This is a genomic window from Pseudomonas rosaeacicularis (genome assembly GCF_057128745.1).
On sequence record NZ_JBSKHT010000007.1, the window covers coordinates 117,410 to 137,878 of the forward strand.

A 20,469-nucleotide genomic window follows, 5' to 3' on the forward strand; every position below is an offset into this window, starting at 1 on the left:
AGCTCGCGCCTACAGGACGTCCGCTTTAAGACCGAGATCGTACTGACGCAGTTTGTTGGCAATCGTCGTGTGGGAAACACCCAGGCGCTTGCCCAACAAGCGGCTGCTTGGGTACTCGGCATGGAGCTGCTCAAGCACCGACTTTTCAAAGCGCCCGACGATATCCTCCAGACTGCCCTCCAGCGAAAACCCGCCTGACGGCTGACGCCCGCCGTACTCGGGAAAGCGGATATGTTGCGCCTCAATGACCCCGCCCTCACACAACGAAGCCGCCTGAAACAACACGTTTTCCAACTGCCGCACGTTGCCTGGCCAGTGGTATTGGCGCAGACGGTCTAGCGCAGCGGGTGCGATTTTTGGCAGCGGACAACCAATCTGCCGACTGGCCTGATCGAGAAAGTGCTCAACCAGCGGGACGAGGCCATCCAGGCATTCACGCAACGGCGGAATGTGCAGCGACAGCACGTTGAGTCGGTGATAGAGGTCCTCACGAAAAGCCCCTCGGGCGCACAGTTCGGAAAGATCCACCTGGCTGGCGCAGATCACCCGCACATCCAGATAGACCTCTTCATCACTGCCGACCCGCCGAAAGCAGCCTTCCTGCAGATATCGCAACAGCTTGGCCTGCAAGCGCGGGCTCATGTCCACCACGCCGTCGACAAACAAAGTCCCGCCGGCAGTGAGTTCCAGCAGCCCCAGCTTGCCCTCCGCCCGCGCGCCGTCGAAGGCTCCGGGCCCGTACCCGAAAAGCTCGGTTTCGGCCATGGATTCAGACAGCCCCGCACAGTTGAGCGACATCATCGGCGACTGCCCGCGCGGACTCGCCAGATGACAGGCGCGCGCGAGCAATTCCTTGCCGGTGCCGGTTTCGCCTTCGATCAATAAAGGCGCATCCAGCGGCGCCATTCGCCTGGCTTCCCGGACCACGGCGGCCATCACTTTGGAGCTTTGAAAGATGCTGTCGAAACCGCGCAACTCCTGCTTGCGCACGTTATAGATGCGCTCGCCGACCCGGTCCGCGCGGTGCAACGTGAGCACCGCGCCGGCCATAGCCTCGCTGTCATCGTGCTCCGATTGCAGCGGCGCGATGTCGGCCAGAAACACATCGCCCTTGACCTTCACCCGCAGGCCGTTGATGCGCGAACGGTTGGCGCGCACCAGCTGCGGCAAGTCGAAATCCTCGGCGTAACGAGACAGGGCAATGCCGGGCACTTCATCAACCCGAACCCCGAGCAACTGCGCCGCCGCACGGTTGGCGGCAACGATGGCGCCGCCCATGTCGATGGACATCACCGGAAACTCCAGTGCGCCGAGCAAGGCATTGAGCTCCATGTGCCGACGCTCGCTGGGCATCAATCCCACACGCTTGACGCCGAACACGCCGGGGATGAGTTCGAACTTCGGCCCCATTGCCTGAAATTGCAGATTGATCAGGTTCGGGCATCGAAGGTAGATCGCGTCGCCGTGCTCACCGCCGACTTCGCCGCCTGAGACGTTGACGCCATAAGCAACCAGCAGCTCGAGGATGTCTCGCAGGATACCGACGCGATTTTGGCAATGGACTTTGATGCGCATAAAGGGCTCGACCTTCGCAACGGGAGGACAATTTTTGTTATGGGCGAAGTTTAGCGTCAAGAATGCGTTACAGCGCAAGCCTGACATTGCACGCAGATCGCGCGCTTGGACTGCCTTGCCACGCCATCGTAAAGAATTCGTTACGAACGGCGATGTGTGAGGCCTGTTTGCCATCTTCTGCTCCGTTCGCTCGCATGAGGATTGGGTTATCAATACGCCCATGCAGTGTGTAAAAGCCTGCGCCTTCAAGGCTCTGGAATAGATCGCTCCAACGATAAAAATAACCACAGGAGAGCAGCATGAAGCAAAGCGGATACGTGGCCCGCGAGCCCGATTCGAGCGGGTTTATCAACTACCCCGAGGCCGAGCATGAGGTGTGGAACACCTTGATCACCCGGCAACTGAAGGTGATCGAAGGCCGCGCCTGCCAGGAATACCTGAACGGCATCGAACAACTCGGCTTGCCCCACGATCGCATCCCGCAACTGGGCGAGATCAACCGCGTGCTGGATGCTGCCACTGGCTGGCAAGTCGCCCGCGTCCCGGCGCTGATCCCCTTTCAAACGTTTTTCGAGCTGCTGGCTAACAAGCAGTTTCCGGTGGCGACCTTCATTCGCAGCCGCGAAGAATTGGACTACCTGCAAGAGCCGGACATCTTCCATGAAGTCTTCGGTCACTGCCCGCTGCTGACTAACCCCTGGTTTGCCGAATTCACTCACGCCTATGGCAAGCTCGGGCTGGCGGCCAACAAGGAACAACGGGTGTTTCTGGCGCGGCTGTACTGGATGACCATCGAGTTCGGCCTGGTGAATACCCCGCACGGCATGAAAATTTACGGCGGAGGCATTCTGTCCTCGCCCAAGGAAACGCTATACAGCCTGTCGCAAACGCCGGAGCATCAAGCATTCGATCCCGTCGAAGCCATGCGTACGCCCTACCGCATCGACATTCTGCAGCCGGTGTATTTCGTGCTGCCGGACCTCAAGCGTCTGTTTGACCTGGCTCAGCAAGACATCATGGGCATGGTCACCCAAGCCACAGCGCTGGGTTTGCATGCGCCTCGCTTTGCCCCTAAACCGCAACCGCCCAAACCCGAAGCGGCCTGATCAGGAACCCACGTTATGACCTCTCTCAACCAAGCCCACTGCGAAGCCTGCAAAGCCGACGCGCCGCAGGTCAGCGAAACCGAACTGCCGGTGCTGCTCAAGCAAATTCCCGACTGGAACATCGAAGTGCGCGAAGGGGTGATGCAGCTGGAAAAAGTCTTCGTCTTCAAGAATTTCAAATTTGCGCTGGCGTTTACCAACGCGGTCGGCGAAATTGCCGAAGCTGAAGGTCATCACCCAGGTCTCTTGACCGAGTGGGGCAAAGTGACCGTCACCTGGTGGAGCCACTCGATCAAAGGGCTGCACCGCAATGATTTCATCATGGCCGCCCGCACTGACGAGGTGGCCACTGGCGCCGAGGGCCGCAAGTAATGCATTTCTCACAGATTCAGCGTGTACCCGATGATCCGATCCTGGGCCTGATCCAGGCTTACGCCAAAGACCCGAACCCCAACAAGTTCGATCTCGGCGTTGGCGTCTATAAGGACGCGCAAGGCCTGACCACCATCCCTCGCGCCGTGAAACTGGCCGAGCAGCGTCTGGTGGATTCGCAGCCGACCAAGACCTATATCGGTGGCCACGGTGAGCCGCGCTTCGGCACGCTGATCTGTGATCTGGTATTGGGCGCGGAATCTCCACTGATTCGCGACCGACGCGTCAGCGCCACGCAAACCCCCGGCGGTACAGGTGCGTTGCGCTTGAGCGCGGACTTCATTCGCAACTGCCTGCCAGGCAAGGGCATCTGGCTGAGCGATCCGACCTGGCCGATTCACGAAACCATCTATGCCGCAGCGGGCTTGAAGGTCAGTCACTACCCCTACGTGGGCAGCGACAACAAACTTAATGTCGATGCCATGCTGGCAACCCTGAATCAAATTCCCGAAGGCGACGTGGTGCTGCTCCACGCCTGCTGCCACAACCCGACCGGATTCGATTTGTCTCAGGACGACTGGCACGCCGTGCTGAAGATCGTTAAAGCACGCAACCTGCTGCCGCTGATCGACTTCGCCTATCAGGGTTTCGGCGACGGGCTTGAGGAGGACGCCTGGGCCGTTCGCCTATTCGCGGCCGAACTGCCTGAATTGCTGATCACCAGTTCCTGCTCGAAGAATTTTGGCTTGTACCGCGAGCGTACCGGCGCGTTGCTGGTGTGCGCCGAGAACACTGAAAAGCTGGCGGACGTGCGCAGTCAGTTGTCGGCGACCGCGCGCAACCTGTGGTCCAACCCGCCTGATCACGGCGCTGCCGTAGTGGCCGAGATTCTGGGTGACCCGGAGCTCAAAGCGCTATGGGCCGATGAGGTGGAAGAAATGCGCAGCCGCATCGCGCAATTGCGTCAGGGGCTGGTCGAGGCGTTGACACCGCTGGGCCTGGGCGAACGCTTCGCCCACATCGGCCTGCAGCGCGGGATGTTTTCCTACACTGGCCTCAACGACGAGCAAGTGGCACGCCTGCGTCATGAGCACAGCGTGTACATGGTCAACGCCGGACGCGCGAATGTGGCCGGGATCGATGCCACGCGGCTGGATGCGCTGGCGGCGGCGATTGCGGCTGTTTGCTAACGACGCCCACTCTGTAGGAGCCAACTTGTTGGCGAGCCAGACGCTGCGATGTTTCAGGCAGGACGACTCGCGAACAAGTTCGCTCCTACAGGGTTGAACCGTGCACATCGCCTTCAAATGACAAACGGCCCACATTAAAAGTCTGTTTGTCATTTGTTGTGCTGTATCCTCAGCGAGCGTTTTAGGACGAGCTGTTCAATCGGTAACAAACACTTGTGAGGAGCGACGACGATGCATGAAATCCCAAACTTCCCCTTCCCAAGCAAACCACAGCAAAGCGCTGCAGCCCGCCAGGAACTCGGTCAGCCGATCGAGATGAAGGCAGGTGTCAAGAGTGACCCAAGCAAGAAAGCACAACGCCCGCGCTAACGGCTCACGCCAACGCTAAAGGCTGATTTTCAGCCCCTATGGAAGAACTCCTTCAAGTGTATTTCCATAAGGGCTGAGATGCTCGAGTAGAGAATCCATGTCCGACTTCACTGAAACACAAGCCCAGGCCCTGATCGGCACCGCCGAGAAAATGATCGACATCTGGGCTCGCCTGCCCCTCGAAAAGCAAAACGCGCTGCTCGCACGCTTCGGCACCCAGGAAAACGCCCTGGCTGCCCTCGTGACCACTCATCTGGTCGCACCCCTGGAAAAATAGTGCTGTGGATAAACAGCGTTGTGGATAAGTCCGCCGCTGACGATCCAGACACAATCTGCAATTCATTTAGCTTGTGTTCATCCTTGACCTGCCATCTGTGGGCAACCCTCGTTATGATGGTGGCGTCGCTCGTATCTTGAGCGTCTACGCTGAATCCTGTTTCACCCCCGCCTCACCCTCCCTGTCGTAATCGTGGATTGTTGCCATGCCAGACGCTTCGCGCGCCGAAACACAACGCCCTATGGCGGTCACGCTGCAGGTCGTTTCGATTGTCCTGTTCACTTTTATCGGCTACCTGAACATCGGCATTCCGCTCGCCGTCTTACCGGGCTACGTTCACACCGACCTGGGTTTCGGCGCCATAGCCGCCGGCCTGGTCATCAGCGTGCAATACCTCGCCACGCTACTCAGTCGTCCCTATTCCAGCCGCATCATCGACATCCACGGCAGCAAGAAAGCCGTGCTGATTGGCCTGGCCGGCTGCGGACTCAGTGGCGTGTTCATGCTGTTGGCGGACATGCTGGAAAGCTGGCCGATGATGAGCCTGATCAGCCTTTTCATTGGCCGATTGGTCTTGGGCAGCGCTGAAAGTCTGGTGGGTTCAGGTTCGATTGGCTGGGGCATTGGCCGGGTCGGCGCGCAGAACACCGCCAAGGTTATTTCCTGGAACGGCATCGCCAGCTACGGCGCACTGGCCATTGGCGCGCCGCTGGGGGTTTTCCTGGTGAACGGCCTCGGGCTGTGGAGCATGGGCGTGAGCATCATTCTCCTGGCCGGACTTGGTATCGCGCTGGCCTGGAAGAAAACGCCAGCACCCATCGTCCACGGCGAGCGCCTGCCGTTCATGCACGTGCTGGGGCTTGTGCTGCCCCACGGCACCGGGCTCGCGCTGGGCTCGATCGGTTTCGGCACCATCGCCACCTTCATCACTCTTTATTACGCCAGCCACGCGTGGCCCAACGCCGTGTTGTGCCTGAGCTTGTTCGGCGCCTGTTTCATTGGTGCGCGTCTATTATTCGGCAACATGATCAACCGCTTGGGCGGCTTTCGCGTGGCGATTGCGTGTTTGTCGGTGGAGGCTGTGGGCCTGTTGCTGCTGTGGCTCGCGCCCAACCCTAATCTGGCCCTGGCCGGTGCGGCGCTGACGGGCTTTGGCTTCTCGCTGGTGTTTCCGGCGCTGGGCGTGGAGGCGGTGAATCTGGTGCCGGCGTCCAGTCGTGGCGCGGCAGTGGGGGCTTATTCGTTGTTCATCGATCTGTCGCTGGGGATCACTGGTCCGGTGGCGGGTGCTGTGGCGGCAGGTTTCGGCTTTGCCTCGATCTTTCTGTTTGCGGCCATCGCGTCGCTGGGAGGACTGGGCTTGAGTGTTTATCTGTACAAGCAGGCGCAGGTGATGCGGGACAAGGCGGTTGCCGACGCCTGAATCATCGGCGCTCGCGCGGGCCTCTTCGCGGACAGGTCCGCTCCCACAAGGTGACCGTGTTCACTGTCAGAAATCCACCTTGCCGCGCCCGGCCTTGATCGATCCGCGCTTGGTCTTTGACTCCAGACGCCGGGTCTTCGAACCCAGGGTGGGTTTGGTCGGGCGGCGCTTTTTTTCGACTTTGCCGGCATTGACGATCAGTTCGCTCAGGCGCTCAAGGGCATCCGCGCGGTTCTGTTCCTGCGTCCGATATTGCTGGGCCTTGATGATGATCACGCCATCGCTGGTGATCCGGCTGTCACGCAGGGCCAGCAGACGCTCCTTGTAAAAAGGCGGCAATGACGACGCGTTGATATCAAAGCGCAGATGCATGGCGCTGGACACCTTATTGACGTTCTGCCCGCCCGCGCCTTGCGCACGGATGGCGGTCAGCTCGACCTCGGCGTCGGGCAGGTGCACGTTGTTGGAGATGATCAGCATATGGACTTACGACGCTCTGGAATGAACCGCTCAACTGTTGCCTTAAATTGGACCTGTGGGAGGGAGAGGTCCGTACATCCGACACATATCCTGTGCCTAAACGACCACTTCGCGAGCAAGCTCCCTCCCACAATGGTGCCAAACAGCCTCTGTTATTGGACCGTCGGCGCCGTCCTGCTCACTTGATAATCGACGTGCGCTGCGCCATGGACTCACTCGCCGCGTGGCGTTTGTTCTTGAGCACGAAGAATCCCCACATCACCAGCAACCACACCGGAATCGCGTACACCGACACGCGAATGCCGGGAATCATCAGCATGATCACCAGAATGAACGCTACAAACGCCAGGCACACGTAGTTACCTACCGGATACCACAACGCCTTGAACAGCGGCACCTGCTGCGTGCGATTCATGTGCTGGCGGAATTTCAGATGCGAGTAGCTGATCATCGCCCAGTTGATCACCAGCGTCGCGACCACCAGCGACATCAGCAACTCCAGCGCATTCTGCGGGATCAGGTAATTGAGCAGCACCGCGATCACGGTCACTGCCGCCGACACCAGAATCGCCCGCACCGGCACACCACGACTGTCGACCCGGGCCAGCGATTCTGGTGCATCGCCCTGCTCTGCCATGCCAAACAACATACGTGCGTTGCAATAGGTGCCGCTGTTGTACACCGACAAGGCGGCAGTCAGCACCACGAAGTTGAGAATGTGCGCCGCCGTGTTGCTGCCGAGCATCGAGAACACTTGCACGAAGGGACTGCCGCTATAGGAATCGCCGGACGCATTGAGCGTGCTCAGCAGCGCATCCCACGGGGTCAGCGACAACAGCACCACCAACGCGCCGATGTAGAAAATCAAAATCCGGTAGATCACCTGATTGATGGCTTTGGGAATGATGACTTTGGGCTGATCGGCTTCTGCGGCGGTAAACCCGAGCATTTCCAGGCCGCCGAAGGAGAACATGATGAACGCCAGCGCCATCACCAATCCGCTCACTCCGTTGGGGAAAAACCCGCCGTGGTCCCACAGATTACTCACCGACGCCTGGGGTCCTCCACTGCCGCTTACCAACAAATAACTGCCCAGGGCGATCATGCCGACGATGGCCACCACCTTGATGATCGCGAACCAGAATTCCGCTTCGCCGAAAACTTTGACGTTGGCCAGGTTGATGCCATTGATCATCACGAAAAACACCGCAGCCGAGGCCCACGTCGGGATCTCAGGCCACCAGTAATGCACGTACTTGCCGACGGCCGTCAGCTCGGACATGCCCACCAGAATGTACAAGACCCAGCAGTTCCAGCCCGACAGAAAGCCCGCGAAACCGCCCCAATATTTATGCGCGAAATGGCTAAACGACCCGGCCACCGGCTCTTCAACAATCATTTCACCGAGCTGGCGCATGATCATGAAGGCGATGAAACCACACAGGGCGTAACCCAGAATCATCGACGGACCCGCCGACTTGAGCACACCCGCCGAGCCCAGGAACAAGCCTGTGCCGATGGCGCCGCCGAGGGCGATCAGCTGGATGTGACGGTTTTTCAGACCACGCTTCAACTCACCTGAAGGGGGCATATGCTCACTCATTGAATGTCACCTTGTTGTTCTTGTCTGCGACGGAATCGAACCCGGCACGCTCATGACGCACCGGAGTGAAACGGAGTGGGTAACCCCGAATGTTTGGCGTCCATACGCCGAGTGATCACAGAAAAAACGACGCGCATTGTACACCGGTGCTTTCCAGAGCGTGACCGCAATACGGTGTAGGAGCGCTTGCCCGCGAAAGCAATTTGCCTACGACCACTGCGTAGTTGGACATGACGTCATCACGGCAAGCGCGCTCCTACAAAAACGCAGGCAAAAAAAAGCCAGTCAATCGACTGGCTTTTTTTCACTTCAAACAACCATCACTCAGGCTTGCGACGACCGAAACCCGGGCGCTGGCCGGAACCTGCCGGAGGTCCGCGACGCTTGCCCGATGGAGTTTTGTCGTCGACCAGCTTGATACCCGGACGAGACGGCTTCGGCTTGGCCGGACGCTTGTTCATGTCACTTGGACGCTCGGCCACTGGTGTACCACGGCTGCTGTCGGTACGACCTTCGGAACGACCGCCAACCGGTGGACGTGGCGTGCGTTGACCTCGACCGCCTTCCTGCGGCTTGCCGGACGGACGTACACGCTCGCCTTCAGGCACACGCGGTTCGCGCGCCGGACGTTTTTCGCCGACCGCATAACGCGGGTCACGGGCTGGACGATCACCGGCTTCGCCACGTGGCTCGCGAGCTGGACGATCGCTGCCAATGGCAGGACGCGGTTCGCGGACCGGGCGATCGCTGCCAATGGCAGGACGCGGCTCACGCACCGGGCGCTCGGCACCGGCCGCATCCTTGGCCGGACGCACATTACGCACGCGCTCACCTTTACCCAACGGACGTGACGACTGGCGCTGCAAACGCTCCATCTTGTCCTTGGTCTTGGCGTTCATTTGCGGCATGGCGACAGGCGTCAGGCCGACTTCGGCACTGAGGGTGTCGACTTCGTACTGGCTCATTTCGCGCCAGCGGCCCATCGGCAGGTCGGAATTGAGGAACACCGGACCATAGCGCACGCGCTTCAGGCGGCTGACCACCAGCCCTTGAGATTCCCACAGACGACGAACCTCACGGTTACGACCTTCCATGACAACGCAGTGGTACCAGTGGTTGAAACCTTCACCGCCCGGCGCTATCTGGATGTCGGTGAAACGGGCAGGACCGTCTTCGAGGATGACGCCGTTCTTCAAACGCAGCAACATGTCGTCGTCGACTTCGCCGCGCACACGGACCGCGTACTCGCGGTCCATTTCAAACGAGGGGTGCATCAGGCGGTTGGCCAGTTCACCGTCAGTGGTGAACATCAGCAAACCGGTGGTGTTGATGTCCAGACGACCGACATTGATCCAGCGACCTTCTTTCGGGCGCGGCAGGCGATCAAACACGGTCGGGCGACCTTCTGGGTCATCACGGGTGCAGATTTCGCCATCTGGTTTGTTGTACATGATGACGCGGCGGACGGTTTCAGCGGCTTCTTCACGCTTGATCACGCGACCGTCAACGGTAATGGCGTCGTGCAAGTCGACGCGTAGACCGAGGTTTGCGTCCTTGCCATTGACTTTGACGCGGCCCTGGGTGATCCAGGCTTCTATGTCGCGGCGAGAACCGACGCCGATGCGCGCCAGTACTTTTTGCAGTTTTTCGCCTGCTGGGCCGATTTCCTGGCTGTCCTGCGTGTCTTTGTCACTCATCTGGGCACCTCCCGGTGTGTCGATCAGGCCATGCTCGACAAAGCATGGCCCGGTTGCCTGACGTCGGCTTCTATAAAGGGAAGGCGCGCTGGCAGAATACTGAAAGCCTGATGGCGGGTATGGATCGCCAAAAGGTCGCGAATCATACGCCCATGGCAGGCGTTGCGCATCAGAGACTAGCCGAAAACTTTTGGCTTACTTCTTTTTCCGCCGACCGGCGGCCTTGAGCTTGATCAGGCGCATGGCGGATTCAGCCAACACCGAGCGTTTCTCGTCTTTTTCCATCTTCTTCCACGATTTGATCTCACGCTTGCTGCGACCGCAACCCAGGCAGATGTCGTCTGTGAATTTGCAAAGGCTGATGCAGGGGGATTTGGTGCTCATGGGCTGACCTGAAATGGGAAGACACGCAGGACCTGTGGGAGCGGACTCGTCCGCGAAAGCTGAGGTTCAGGCGATGAAAATTTGGTGACTGGCCCGGCCTCTTCGCGGACGAGTCCGCTCCCACAAGGTTCATGTACTGACTATCTACCGCGATTCTTCATCGTCTCGCGGCTCGTCTTCCAATTCAGACTGCGTATCGGGCTGATCGATTAATAAATCGTCGAAATCAATTTTTAGCCCTTTCTCCATGGAATCCAGCTCAACCAACAGGCTGCGGAAGCTGGTTTCGTCACGGGGCGGCTCCGGTTCGGCGTCAGGGTCAAGGCTGGCGTCGGCCAACGCCTGCAAATGCGCAGGCACCGGCGCGTCATCGAAGTCCAGAATCGGGTCGGGCTCCAGCTCGCGCAGGTCGGCGAGCGGCGGCAGGTCGTCGAGATTTTTCAGGTTGAAATGATCGAGAAACGCCTTGGTGGTGGCAAACATCGCGGGTTTGCCCGGCACATCGCGGTAACCAACGACCCGCACCCACTCGCGCTCCAGCAAGGTCTTGACGATGTTGGTGTTGACCGCCACGCCACGCACGTCCTCGATCTCGCCCCTAGTGATCGGTTGGCGATAGGCAATCAGCGCCATGGTCTCAAGCAGTGCTCGGGAATAACGTTGGGGGCGTTCCTCCCACAACCGCCCGACCCACGGCGAAAACTTCTCGCGGATCTGCAAGCGATAGCCGGTGGCGACTTCCTTGAGTTCGAACGCGCGACTGTCACAGGATTTGCGCAGCAGGTCCAACGCCTTCTTGAACACCGGCGGTTCCGGGCGCTCGCCTTCTTCGAACAGTTCGTACAGCCGCTCAAGCGATTGCGGTTTACCGGAGGCCAGCAGGAAAGCTTCGAGCAGCGTTGCCAGCTCGCGGGGTTCGTTGAGATTCATCGATCAGCTCTAGCTCTTATTCGGCTCGCGCGCGCACATGGATGACGGCAAACGGTTCGTTCTGCACCAGTTCGACGAGGGATTCCTTGACCAGCTCAAGGATTGCCATGAAGGTCACGACCACACCCAGCCGCCCTTCCTCGGCAGTGAACAGTTCGGCAAACGGCACAAACCCGCCGCCCTTCAAGCGCTCCAGCACATCACTCATGCGTTCGCGGGTGGACAGTGCTTCGCGGCTGACCTGATGGCTTTCGAACATGTCGCCTCTGCGCAGTACTTCGGCCATGGACATCAGTAACTCGTCGAGACTGACCTCCGGCAACAGCTTGCGCGCACGGGCTTCGGGGGCATCGAGTTTGGGCACCACGACATCGCGACCCACGCGCGACAGACCGTCGATCCCTTCGGCAGCAGCCTTGAAGCGCTCGTATTGCTGCAGACGCCGTATCAGCTCGGCGCGGGGATCGTCTTCCTCTTCCTCGGCGGCTTCCGAACGCGGCAGCAACATGCGCGATTTGATTTCGGCCAGCATCGCGGCCATCACCAGGTATTCAGCGGCCAGCTCCAGGCGCACTGTCTTCATCAGCTCGACATAACCCATGTATTGGCGGGTGATTTCCGCCACCGGGATGTCGAGGATATTGATGTTCTGTTTGCGAATCAGATAAAGCAGCAAGTCGAGTGGGCCTTCGAAGGCCTCAAGAAACACTTCCAGCGCATCGGGCGGGATATACAAGTCCAGCGGCATCTGCGTGACCGCCTGACCGTAGACCAGCGCAAACGGCAACTCCTGTTGCGCGCCCGCCTGACTGTCGAGTGTTTCGGCCTCGGTCACTCGACTTCAACCCCGAACGGCGTCGGATCGCCACAGCCGACGCGGATCACTTGCGGCTCGCCGTCGGTCAGATTGACCACGGTTGAGGCCGAAACGCCGCCCATGCCAGCGTCGATAATCAGGTCTACCTGATGTTCCAGCACTTCGCGCATTTCGAACGGATCGCTCATCGGCACGGTTTCGCCGGGCAGGATCAGACTCACGCTCATCAACGGCTCGCCCAGTTCCTGCAGCAACGCTTGGGCAATGGGATGACGCGGCACACGCAGACCGATAGTCCGGCGCTTGGGATGCAGGACCAGTCGCGGCACATCGCGGGTGGCGCTGAGAATGAAGGTGTACGGCCCCGGCGTGTGAGCCTTGAGCACCCGAAAGGCCGTGGTGTCGACTTTGGCAAACATGCCCAACTGCGAAAGGTCGCAGCACATCAGGGTGAAGTTGTGCTTGTCGTCCAGCTGACGCAGACGGCGAATGCGCTCGACCGCGTTCTTGTCGCCCATCTGGCAGCCCAGTGCGTATGAGGAATCGGTGGGATACACCACCAGACCGCCCGCCCTGATGATCTCCACGGCTTGCTTGATCAGGCGCGCCTGGGGATTGTCCGGGTGGACCTGAAAAAATTGACTCACGGTATCTTCCTGTTCAGACGGCAGAAGGCTGTTCATTTTTGAATCGACACCAAAGTGGCGACAAGTCCTCGGGGACCGGGCGATACATCCCGATCTCGGACCAGCCTCCAGGGGCATGAAAATCACTGCCGGCACTTACCAGCAGACCGAATTCACGGGCCAATATCGCCAGACTGCCCACCTGATCGGCAGGTTGCAGTCCGTTGACAACTTCAATGGCATGGCCGCCGGCCTGAAGGAAATCGGCAACCAGTTTACGTCGTTTACTGCGGGTGAAATCGTAGTGCCAAGGATGCGCCAGGCTGACCCAGGCGTTTGCGGCGCGCAACGTTGCGACGGTGTCCTCCAGAGTGGGCCAGTGCTGTTTGACGTCTCCCAGCTTGCCGGCGCCCAGCCATTTGCGGAACGCTTCGGCGCGATCCTTGACGTACCCCTGGGCAACCATGAAGTCGGCAAAATGCGGACGGGCCGGCGCGTTACCGCTGTCACCGAGCGCTTGCTGAATGGCGCGAGCCCCTTCGAGCGCACCTGGCATACCTTTCATCGCCAATTTGCGACTGATTTCTTCGGCGCGCAACCATCGGCCGTGGTGCAACTGCTCGATTGCATCGACCAGAACCTGCGCTTTGACGTCGAAACCATAGCCCAGAACGTGGATGGTTGCGCCGCCCCATGTGCAAGATAACTCAACCCCGTTGATCAACTGCATATCCAGTGCAAGCGCCGCAGCGCGGGCTTCTTCGAGGCCTTCGAGGGTGTCGTGATCGGTCAGCGCCAGCATCCGCACGCCGTTCTCGTGGGCACGCGCAACCAGAACAGCAGGCGCGAGGCCACCGTCGGAGGCGGTGCTGTGGCAGTGCAGATCGACATTCATAGGGGCGCTTTCGCAGTCATTGATGTTTGTTATTATGCCGCCACATCCAGCTTCTGGCTCTTACTGTGAAACAATTCATCGACTTCATCCCGTTAATCCTGTTTTTCATTGTTTACAAGATCGACCCTCACGCCGTTGACGTCATGGGCCACAGCGTCATGGTCGGCGGTATTTTCAGCGCCACCGCGGTGCTGATCGCAAGCTCCATCGTGGTCTACGGCATTCTGTTCTTCAAACAGGGCCGGCTTGAAAAAAGCCAATGGCTGACACTGATCGCCTGCCTGGTGTTCGGCAGCCTGACTCTGGCCTTTCACAGCGAAACCTTCCTGAAGTGGAAAGCACCGGTGGTCAACTGGCTGTTTGCGCTGGTGTTTGCCGGTAGTCACTTCATCGGTGATCGTCTGTTGATCCAACGCATCATGGGTCACGCGCTGACACTGCCGCAGGCTATCTGGACCAAACTGAACATTGCCTGGATCGTGTTCTTTCTGTTCTGCGGCGCGGCCAATCTGTATGTCGCGTTCACTTATCAAGAATTCTGGGTCGACTTCAAAGTTTTCGGCAGCCTGGGCATGACGCTGTTGTTCCTGCTCGGCCAGGGCATATTCCTCGCCCGCCACATGCATGATGCCGACCCTGCAGCCACGCCTTCCCCGAAAAAGACTGAGGACTGACATGCTCTACGCCATCGTTGCAACAGACGTCGCCAACTCTCTGGAAAAACGCCTGGAAGCCCGACCTGCACACCTTGAGCGCCTGACCGTGCTGAAGAACGAAGGCCGCATCGTGCTAGCCGGCCCCATGCCTGCGGTGGACAGCAATGACCCAGGCGCCGCCGGGTTCACCGGCAGCCTGATCGTTGCCGAGTTCGATTCCCTCAGCGCCGCACAAGCCTGGGCCGATGCCGACCCGTACATCAAGGCTGGCGTTTATGATCACGTCGTGGTCAAGCCGTTCAAGCAAGTTCTGCCGTAAGACTTGCCTGTGTCGATCATCCGGTCTGCTCATGACCGGGTGATGTGTCCCGCCACACCTCCCCCGCCGCCCCCCGCTCATTATTTGAGCGCCCCTGCCGACAACCTGCCAAATGCCTAATAAAAGTCAGGAGTACGGATGCGTTCAGGTCCTTGGTGTCTGCTGCTAGCCCTGCTGGCCGTTTCAGCGATCAGCCTCAGTGTCGAGGGGGAAGAATCCACCGATACGATAAGCCACACACTGCCGTTGTCCAGCACCGCGAGCCAGCTCGGTGAGCTGCGTCAAAAGCTGGCGGACAGCGAACGTCAGCGCGAAGAATTGAGCAAACAGCTGCAAGCCGGCGGCACCGAGCAGGAAACAATTACGCTTAGTCGCCTGCGCCAGGAGAACCAACGGCTCAAGTTACAGCTCAAAGAAGCACAGTCCGTCATGCCTGCGCGGGTCCTGACAGAGCAACAACAATGGTTTGTCGCAGGCGGCGGCGTTGCACTGATTGCCCTACTGTGCGGTATCTTTGCCAGCGGCTGGCGTAGACAGCGTCGGCAATGGCTAAATTGAGTGAGTCATGAGCGAGCTGTTATTAATTGATGATGACCAGGAGCTGTGTGAGCTTCTGAGCAGTTGGTTGACCCAGGAAGGTTTTCAGGTGCGCGCCTGCCACGATGGCCAGAGCGCGCGCAAGGCCTTGGCCGAGGCGTCGCCTGCTGCCGTAGTGCTGGACGTGATGCTGCCCGATGGCAGTGGTCTGGAATTGCTCAAACAGCTGCGCACCGATCACCCCGATCTGCCGGTGCTGATGCTGTCGGCCCGTGGTGAACCGTTGGACCGGATTCTCGGTCTGGAACTGGGCGCCGATGATTACCTGGCCAAACCCTGCGACCCCCGCGAATTGACCGCCCGGTTACGTGCAGTCCTGCGCCGTAGCCATCCCACAGCGGTGTCGACGCAACTGGAGCTGGGCGACCTGACCTTCAGCCCTGCGCGCGGCGTGGTCACGATCGACGATCAAGAGTTTGTCCTGACCGTGTCCGAAGCGCGTTTGCTGGAAGCGTTGCTGGGTCAGCCCGGCGAGCCGCTGGAAAAGCAGGAACTGGCGCAACTGGCACTTGGCCGAAAGCTGACCTTGTACGACCGCAGCCTGGACATGCATGTCAGCAACCTGCGCAAGAAAATCGGGCCCCACGCCGACGGCAGCCCGCGGATCATCGCACTGCGAAGCCGGGGTTATTACTACGCGGTGTGATGCGTCTCTCTGTAGGAGCGAACTTGTTCGCGAAGCGTCTTGCGTGACACTGCGCATCGTCTGCCTCGCCAACAAGTTGGCTCCTACAGGGTTCGCAGTGCCACTGCTATGTCAGATCGCGCCACACACCTCTTTACCCAAGCTTTACCCACGCCTGACCTCGCTTGACCTTGATCTCCCTAAACTGGCCTCAACCGGCACAGAGCCGGATTCGAGACAAGGAGATACACCATGCGTAAGACTCTGATGGCTTTGATGTTCGCTGCTGCTCTGCCTACCGTTGCGATGGCAATGCCACCCGCTGATGGCGGCCCGATGGGTCACGGCGGCCCAGGCTACGGCGGTCCAGGCATGCACCACAAAGGTCCGTTCGACAAACTCAACCTGACCCCTGAGCAACGCCAGCAAGTGGGCAAGTTGATGGGTGACCAGATGCGCAGTCGCCACGAGATCACCGACAAATACCTTGCCAAGCTGTCGCCAGCCGATCAGAAAGCGATGCACGACGAATTTGCCGCCAAACGCGCCAAGACCGATACCGACATCCGCGCCATGCTGACGCCTGATCAGCAGAAGCAGTTTGACCAAATGAAGAAAGACCAGGAACAGCGCCGTGCCGATCGCGCCGAGTTCGAGGCCTGGAAAGCGCAGAAAGCGCAAAAAACCCAGTAACAGCGGGATCATCGCGGTTACGTTAACCGTCCAACCCGACACGCTCCGGCGTGCCGGGTTTTTCTGATTTGAGGGAATCACGTGCGCTCATTGTTCTGGCGAATCCTGGCGAGCTTTTGGCTTGCAATTGCATTGGTCGCAGGCCTGTCGATTTTGTTGGGGCACATGCTCAATCAGGACGCGTGGATTCTCAGTCGTCACCCCGGTCTGCATAAATTGCCGGAGAAATGGACGCAGTTGTACGACGAAAAAGGCATGGAAGCGGCGCAGGATTACCTGCAAGACCTCAAGCGCAAATATCACATCGACGTGCAAGTGCTCAACGACAGTGGCGAAGCGGTTGTTGCTGGCACCTTCCCTCCCCGTGCCGCAGCCTTTGAGGCCCGCCAGCATGATGATCCCAAACAACAACTGCCGTGGCGGCGGCTGACCACCGAATACACCAGCCCGAAAACCAGCGAAACCTATCTGCTGATCTATCGCATCCCCCATCCTGAACTGGATGCCTGGCACCGCGAAAGCCTGTTATGGCCACTCAGTGCGTTGGGTATTGCGCTAGTGGTGTTGACGCTGTTCAGCCTGTTCGTGACCTTATCGATTACTCGCCCGTTGAGCCGCCTGCGGGGGGCCGTGCATGATCTGGGGCAAACCACTTATCAGCAAAACAGCCTGGCGCAACTGGCAGATAGGCGCGATGAATTTGGCGTGCTGGCCAACGACTTCAATCGCATGGGCGCGCGCTTGCAGAGCTTGATCAGCAGCCAGCGTCAGTTGCTTCGCGACGTATCCCACGAACTGCGTTCTCCTTTGACGCGCCTGCGTATCGCACTGGCGTTGGCTGAACGTGCAGAACCCGAGCAGCGGGAACTGCTGTGGCCCAGACTGACCCGTGAATGTGATCGTCTGGAAGCGCTGATTGGCGAAATTCTTGCGCTGGCGCGACTGGACGCCGATGTGGGCAGCGCCGAGGAAGTGGATTTGAGCAGCCTGCTTGAACACTTGAAAACCGAGGCCGAGCAAGGCGCCGGCGATCAGGTTGTGAAGATAGAAGTCGACCGCACGGTGAGCCTGCTGGGCTGGCCGGATGTGCTGGAACGCGCGCTGGACAACCTGTTGCGCAATGCTTCGCGGTTCAACCCGAGCAATCAGCCGATCGAACTAAGCGCTACGCGGGTTGGCGAGCAGATGCGTATCAGCGTCCGCGATCACGGCCCGGGCGTTGCGCCAGAACACCTGGCGCAACTGGGCGAACCGTTCTATCGCGCGCCCGGCCAGACAGCGCCAGGTTATGGACTGGGGTTGGCGATCGCCAAGCGCGCAGCGGAGAAGCATGGCGGCAACCTGATTCTGGAGAATCACCCGGACGGCGGATTTATCGCAAGTCTGGAGCTGCCTTGCGGTCACTTGTAGGAGCTGACGAGCAACGCGAGGCTGCGATGCAATGTGTCTGACACACCGCAATCGCAGCCTCGCGTTGCTCGTCAGCTCCTACAGGGGATCCTGTGCAGGTCGGTTCAACCCTGCCAGTCGCTCACAAAATCCACCACATCGACCTTCGAGGCCACGCGTGGCGGGTTTTGCGGGGTACCGAGATAAAGAAACGCGATCACTTCTTCGTCTGCTTCCAGGCCTAATCCCTTCGCCACATGGGGCGAATAAGACAACTCCCCCGTGCGCCAGACCGCGCCGATACCCAACGCATACGCCGCGAGTATCACGCCATGGGCTGCGCAACCGGCGGTGATCAATTGCTCACTCTTGGGCACCTTGTAGTGATCCTGCAATTTGGCGATCACCACTACCACCAGCGGCGCGCGCAACGGGCCATTACGCGCCTTGTCGAGGGCCTTCTCTTCGATTTCGCCGCCACCTTGCTGCAACGCTTCAGCCAGCAACGCGCCCATGCGTTCACGGGCATCTCCCTCCACCGTGAGAAAACGAAAGGGCCGCAGCTGACCGTGGTCGGGAGCGCGCAACGCGGCACTGAACAGGATTTCTCGTTGCGCGGCGTCCGGCGCCGGTTCAATCAGTCGGGGAACCGACACGCGGGTGAGCAACAGGTCGAGCGCTTCCATCAAATCGATTCCTTTGAAAAATGATTGGGCATTCTAGGACGGGTTGAACTTCAATGACCAATAGCAGTGGCAATTACCTACAAGACACTCAGAAAGCGCTTCGGTTTACATGTGCATGACCACGGGTAGAATGGCGCCCCTTCATTTCCTCATCAGAGCGACCGCATGGCGTTGCCCACCCTTCGCATAATCGGTTTCATTATCGGCATCTTTCTCATCACGCTGGCCGTGGCGATGGTCGTACCGATGGCGACCCTGCTGATCTTCGAGCGCACAAGCGACCTGCCGTCGTTCCTGTGGGCGAGCACGATCACCTTTGTTGCGGGGCTGGCGCTGGTGATTCCCGGTCGGCCCGAGCATGTGCATCTGCGGCCGCGGGATATGTACCTGCTGACCGTCAGCAGTTGGGTAGTGGTCTGCATCTTCGCCGCACTGCCGTTTTTGCTGACGCAACATATCAGCTACACCGATTCATTCTTTGAAAGCATGTCCGGCATCACCGCCACCGGCTCTACGGTGTTGAGCGGACTGGACACCATGTCACCGGGGATTTTGATCTGGCGTTCGTTGCTGCACTGGCTCGGCGGTATCGGCTTTATCGGTATGGCGGTGGCGATTCTGCCGTTGCTGCGAATCGGTGGCATGCGGCTGTTCCAGACTGAATCATCGGATCGTTCTGAAAAGGTCATGCCGCGCTCGCACATGGTCGCCAAATTCATCGTGCTGATTTATGTCGGTATCACGGCGTTGGGCAGCGTCGCCTTCTGGCTGGCGGGCATGAGCCTGTTCGATGCGATCAACCATGCGATGTCGGCCATCTCTACCGGGGGGTTCTCGACCTCCGATCAATCGTTGGCCAAATGGACGCAACCGGCCGTGCATTGGGTAGCGATCGTGGTGATGATCCTTGGCAGCCTGCCGTTCACGTTGTTCGTCGCGACGTTGCGTGGCAATCGCCAGGCGCTGTTCAGGGACCAGCAGGTGCAAGGCTTCATCTGCCTGCTGCTGTTGACTTGGCTGGTCATGGGCGTCTGGTACTGGGCGACCACCGATTTGCCGTGGTACGACGCGTTGCGCCATGTCGCGTTGAACGTGACCTCAGTGGTGACCACGACCGGTTTTGCGCTGGGGGATTACAGCCTTTGGGGCAATTTCTCGCTGATGATCTTCTTTTATCTGGGTTTTATCGGCGGCTGTTCCGGCTCCACGGCGGGTGGCGTGAAGGTGTTTCGATTTCAGGTCGCTTACATCCTGCTCCGGGCCAACCTGCACCAGTTGATCCATCCCCGAGCGGTAATTCGGCAGAACTACAACGGCCACCGCCTGGACGACGACATCGTGCGCTCGATACTGACCTTTTCGTTCTTCTTCACCATTACCATTTGCCTGATCGCACTCCTGTTGTCGCTGCTCGGCCTTGACTGGATGACCGCCCTGACCGGCGCCGCCAGTACAGTCTCCGGCGTCGGCCCCGGCTTGGGGGGAACCATCGGCCCGGCCGGAAACTTCTCAACCCTGCCCGACGCCGCCAAATGGATCCTGTCGGTCGGCATGCTCCTGGGCCGTCTGGAAATCATCACCGTGCTAGTGCTGTGCATCCCCGCGTTCTGGCGGCATTGACCGAATGCATGATCGTTCCCTTAGGCTTGCACCCTGCACGCATTGCTGCAAAAGACAACTTGTTGGCGAGCCAGACGCTGCGGTGTGTCAGGCAAACCGCCTCGCGAACAAGTTCGCTCCTACAGAATTGCGCCGTGCAC

General features: G+C 59.4%; 22 protein-coding genes. 12 read left to right on the forward strand and 10 right to left on the reverse strand.

Annotated elements, in window-relative coordinates:
• Positions 1-9 precede the first annotated feature (9 nt).
• Positions 10-1,575, reverse strand: a complete 1,566-nt coding sequence (locus tag ACWKWM_RS10875) for a sigma-54-dependent transcriptional regulator (RefSeq protein ID WP_483846148.1) — start codon at positions 1,573-1,575, stop codon at positions 10-12.
• 299 nt (positions 1,576-1,874) lie between these two features.
• Here ACWKWM_RS10875 and phhA point away from each other — a divergent pair, with 299 nt between their 5' ends.
• The 5 genes from phhA to ACWKWM_RS10900 all read left to right on the forward strand — a co-directional run bounded on the left by phhA (position 1,875) and on the right by ACWKWM_RS10900 (position 6,312).
• On the forward strand, positions 1,875-2,681 hold the full coding sequence (phhA, locus tag ACWKWM_RS10880) for a phenylalanine 4-monooxygenase (RefSeq protein ID WP_483846149.1): 807 nt from the start codon (positions 1,875-1,877) through the stop codon (positions 2,679-2,681).
• Positions 2,682-2,696: 15 nt separating this feature from the next.
• On the forward strand, positions 2,697-3,053 hold the full coding sequence (locus ACWKWM_RS10885; RefSeq protein ID WP_483846150.1) for a 4a-hydroxytetrahydrobiopterin dehydratase: 357 nt from the start codon (positions 2,697-2,699) through the stop codon (positions 3,051-3,053).
• Complete coding sequence (locus ACWKWM_RS10890) at positions 3,053-4,243, forward strand: amino acid aminotransferase (protein WP_483846151.1); 1,191 nt, start codon at positions 3,053-3,055, stop codon at positions 4,241-4,243. Before ACWKWM_RS10885 ends, ACWKWM_RS10890 begins: the two co-directional genes overlap by 1 nt.
• 466 nt (positions 4,244-4,709) lie before the next feature.
• The gene (locus tag ACWKWM_RS10895; RefSeq protein WP_483846152.1) at positions 4,710-4,889 is read left to right on the forward strand and encodes a hypothetical protein; all 180 of its coding nucleotides are present in this window, start codon (positions 4,710-4,712) and stop codon (positions 4,887-4,889) included.
• Positions 4,890-5,094: 205 nt separating this feature from the next.
• Entirely contained in the window at positions 5,095-6,312 is a 1,218-nt protein-coding gene (locus ACWKWM_RS10900) for an MFS transporter (RefSeq protein ID WP_483846153.1), read from the forward strand.
• Between the two features lie 66 nt (positions 6,313-6,378).
• On the opposite strand, the gene arfB is transcribed toward ACWKWM_RS10900, so the two are convergent.
• The 8 genes from arfB to ACWKWM_RS10940 all read right to left on the reverse strand — a co-directional run bounded on the left by arfB (position 6,379) and on the right by ACWKWM_RS10940 (position 13,744).
• Entirely contained in the window at positions 6,379-6,792 is a 414-nt protein-coding gene (gene arfB / locus ACWKWM_RS10905) for an alternative ribosome rescue aminoacyl-tRNA hydrolase ArfB (RefSeq protein ID WP_268800216.1), read from the reverse strand.
• 178 nt (positions 6,793-6,970) lie between these two features.
• Positions 6,971-8,395: an amino acid permease gene (locus ACWKWM_RS10910; protein ID WP_483846154.1), complete on the reverse strand. Its 1,425-nt coding sequence runs from the start codon at positions 8,393-8,395 to the stop codon at positions 6,971-6,973.
• Positions 8,396-8,715: 320 nt separating this feature from the next.
• Entirely contained in the window at positions 8,716-10,092 is a 1,377-nt protein-coding gene (gene rluB / locus ACWKWM_RS10915; RefSeq protein WP_483846155.1) for a 23S rRNA pseudouridine(2605) synthase RluB, read from the reverse strand.
• Between the two features lie 195 nt (positions 10,093-10,287).
• Entirely contained in the window at positions 10,288-10,476 is a 189-nt protein-coding gene (locus tag ACWKWM_RS10920) for a DUF1289 domain-containing protein (RefSeq protein ID WP_483837348.1), read from the reverse strand.
• A gap of 144 nt (positions 10,477-10,620) precedes the next feature.
• Positions 10,621-11,406, reverse strand: a complete 786-nt coding sequence (scpB, locus tag ACWKWM_RS10925; RefSeq protein ID WP_483846156.1) for an SMC-Scp complex subunit ScpB — start codon at positions 11,404-11,406, stop codon at positions 10,621-10,623.
• Positions 11,407-11,422: 16 nt separating this feature from the next.
• A complete protein-coding gene (locus ACWKWM_RS10930; protein ID WP_488199716.1) occupies positions 11,423-12,241 on the reverse strand; it encodes a segregation and condensation protein A in 819 nt (272 codons plus the stop codon).
• Positions 12,238-12,870 carry an L-threonylcarbamoyladenylate synthase gene (locus ACWKWM_RS10935; protein WP_483846157.1) on the reverse strand — a complete coding sequence of 211 codons (633 nt, stop codon included), beginning with the start codon at positions 12,868-12,870 and terminating at the stop codon, positions 12,238-12,240. Before ACWKWM_RS10935 ends, ACWKWM_RS10930 begins: the two co-directional genes overlap by 4 nt.
• Positions 12,871-12,883: 13 nt before the next feature.
• Positions 12,884-13,744 (reverse strand): PHP domain-containing protein, encoded by an 861-nt coding sequence (locus tag ACWKWM_RS10940; RefSeq protein WP_483846158.1) that lies wholly within the window; start codon positions 13,742-13,744, stop codon positions 12,884-12,886.
• Positions 13,745-13,809: 65 nt separating this feature from the next.
• Between ACWKWM_RS10940 and ACWKWM_RS10945 the strand changes: the two genes are divergently transcribed.
• From ACWKWM_RS10945 to ACWKWM_RS10970, 6 genes are all read left to right on the forward strand, one after another.
• Positions 13,810-14,418 (forward strand): septation protein A, encoded by a 609-nt coding sequence (locus ACWKWM_RS10945; RefSeq protein WP_483846159.1) that lies wholly within the window; start codon positions 13,810-13,812, stop codon positions 14,416-14,418.
• A gap of 1 nt (position 14,419) precedes the next feature.
• A complete protein-coding gene (locus tag ACWKWM_RS10950; protein WP_483846160.1) occupies positions 14,420-14,719 on the forward strand; it encodes a YciI family protein in 300 nt (99 codons plus the stop codon).
• A 138-nt stretch (positions 14,720-14,857) separates the two neighbouring features.
• Positions 14,858-15,277, forward strand: a complete 420-nt coding sequence (locus ACWKWM_RS10955) for an SH3 domain-containing protein (protein ID WP_483846161.1) — start codon at positions 14,858-14,860, stop codon at positions 15,275-15,277.
• Between the two features lie 7 nt (positions 15,278-15,284).
• Positions 15,285-15,962: a response regulator transcription factor gene (locus ACWKWM_RS10960; RefSeq protein WP_483846162.1), complete on the forward strand. Its 678-nt coding sequence runs from the start codon at positions 15,285-15,287 to the stop codon at positions 15,960-15,962.
• Between the two features lie 231 nt (positions 15,963-16,193).
• A complete protein-coding gene (locus ACWKWM_RS10965) occupies positions 16,194-16,634 on the forward strand; it encodes an LTXXQ domain protein (RefSeq protein WP_483846163.1) in 441 nt (146 codons plus the stop codon).
• Positions 16,635-16,715: 81 nt separating this feature from the next.
• Positions 16,716-18,044 carry a sensor histidine kinase gene (locus ACWKWM_RS10970; RefSeq protein ID WP_483846164.1) on the forward strand — a complete coding sequence of 443 codons (1,329 nt, stop codon included), beginning with the start codon at positions 16,716-16,718 and terminating at the stop codon, positions 18,042-18,044.
• Positions 18,045-18,148: 104 nt separating this feature from the next.
• On the opposite strand, the gene ACWKWM_RS10975 is transcribed toward ACWKWM_RS10970, so the two are convergent.
• On the reverse strand, positions 18,149-18,709 hold the full coding sequence (locus ACWKWM_RS10975) for a nitroreductase family protein (RefSeq protein ID WP_483846165.1): 561 nt from the start codon (positions 18,707-18,709) through the stop codon (positions 18,149-18,151).
• Between the two features lie 165 nt (positions 18,710-18,874).
• On the opposite strand from ACWKWM_RS10975, the gene ACWKWM_RS10980 reads away from it, so the two are divergent.
• On the forward strand, positions 18,875-20,329 hold the full coding sequence (locus tag ACWKWM_RS10980; RefSeq protein ID WP_483846166.1) for a TrkH family potassium uptake protein: 1,455 nt from the start codon (positions 18,875-18,877) through the stop codon (positions 20,327-20,329).
• Positions 20,330-20,469 lie beyond the last annotated feature (140 nt).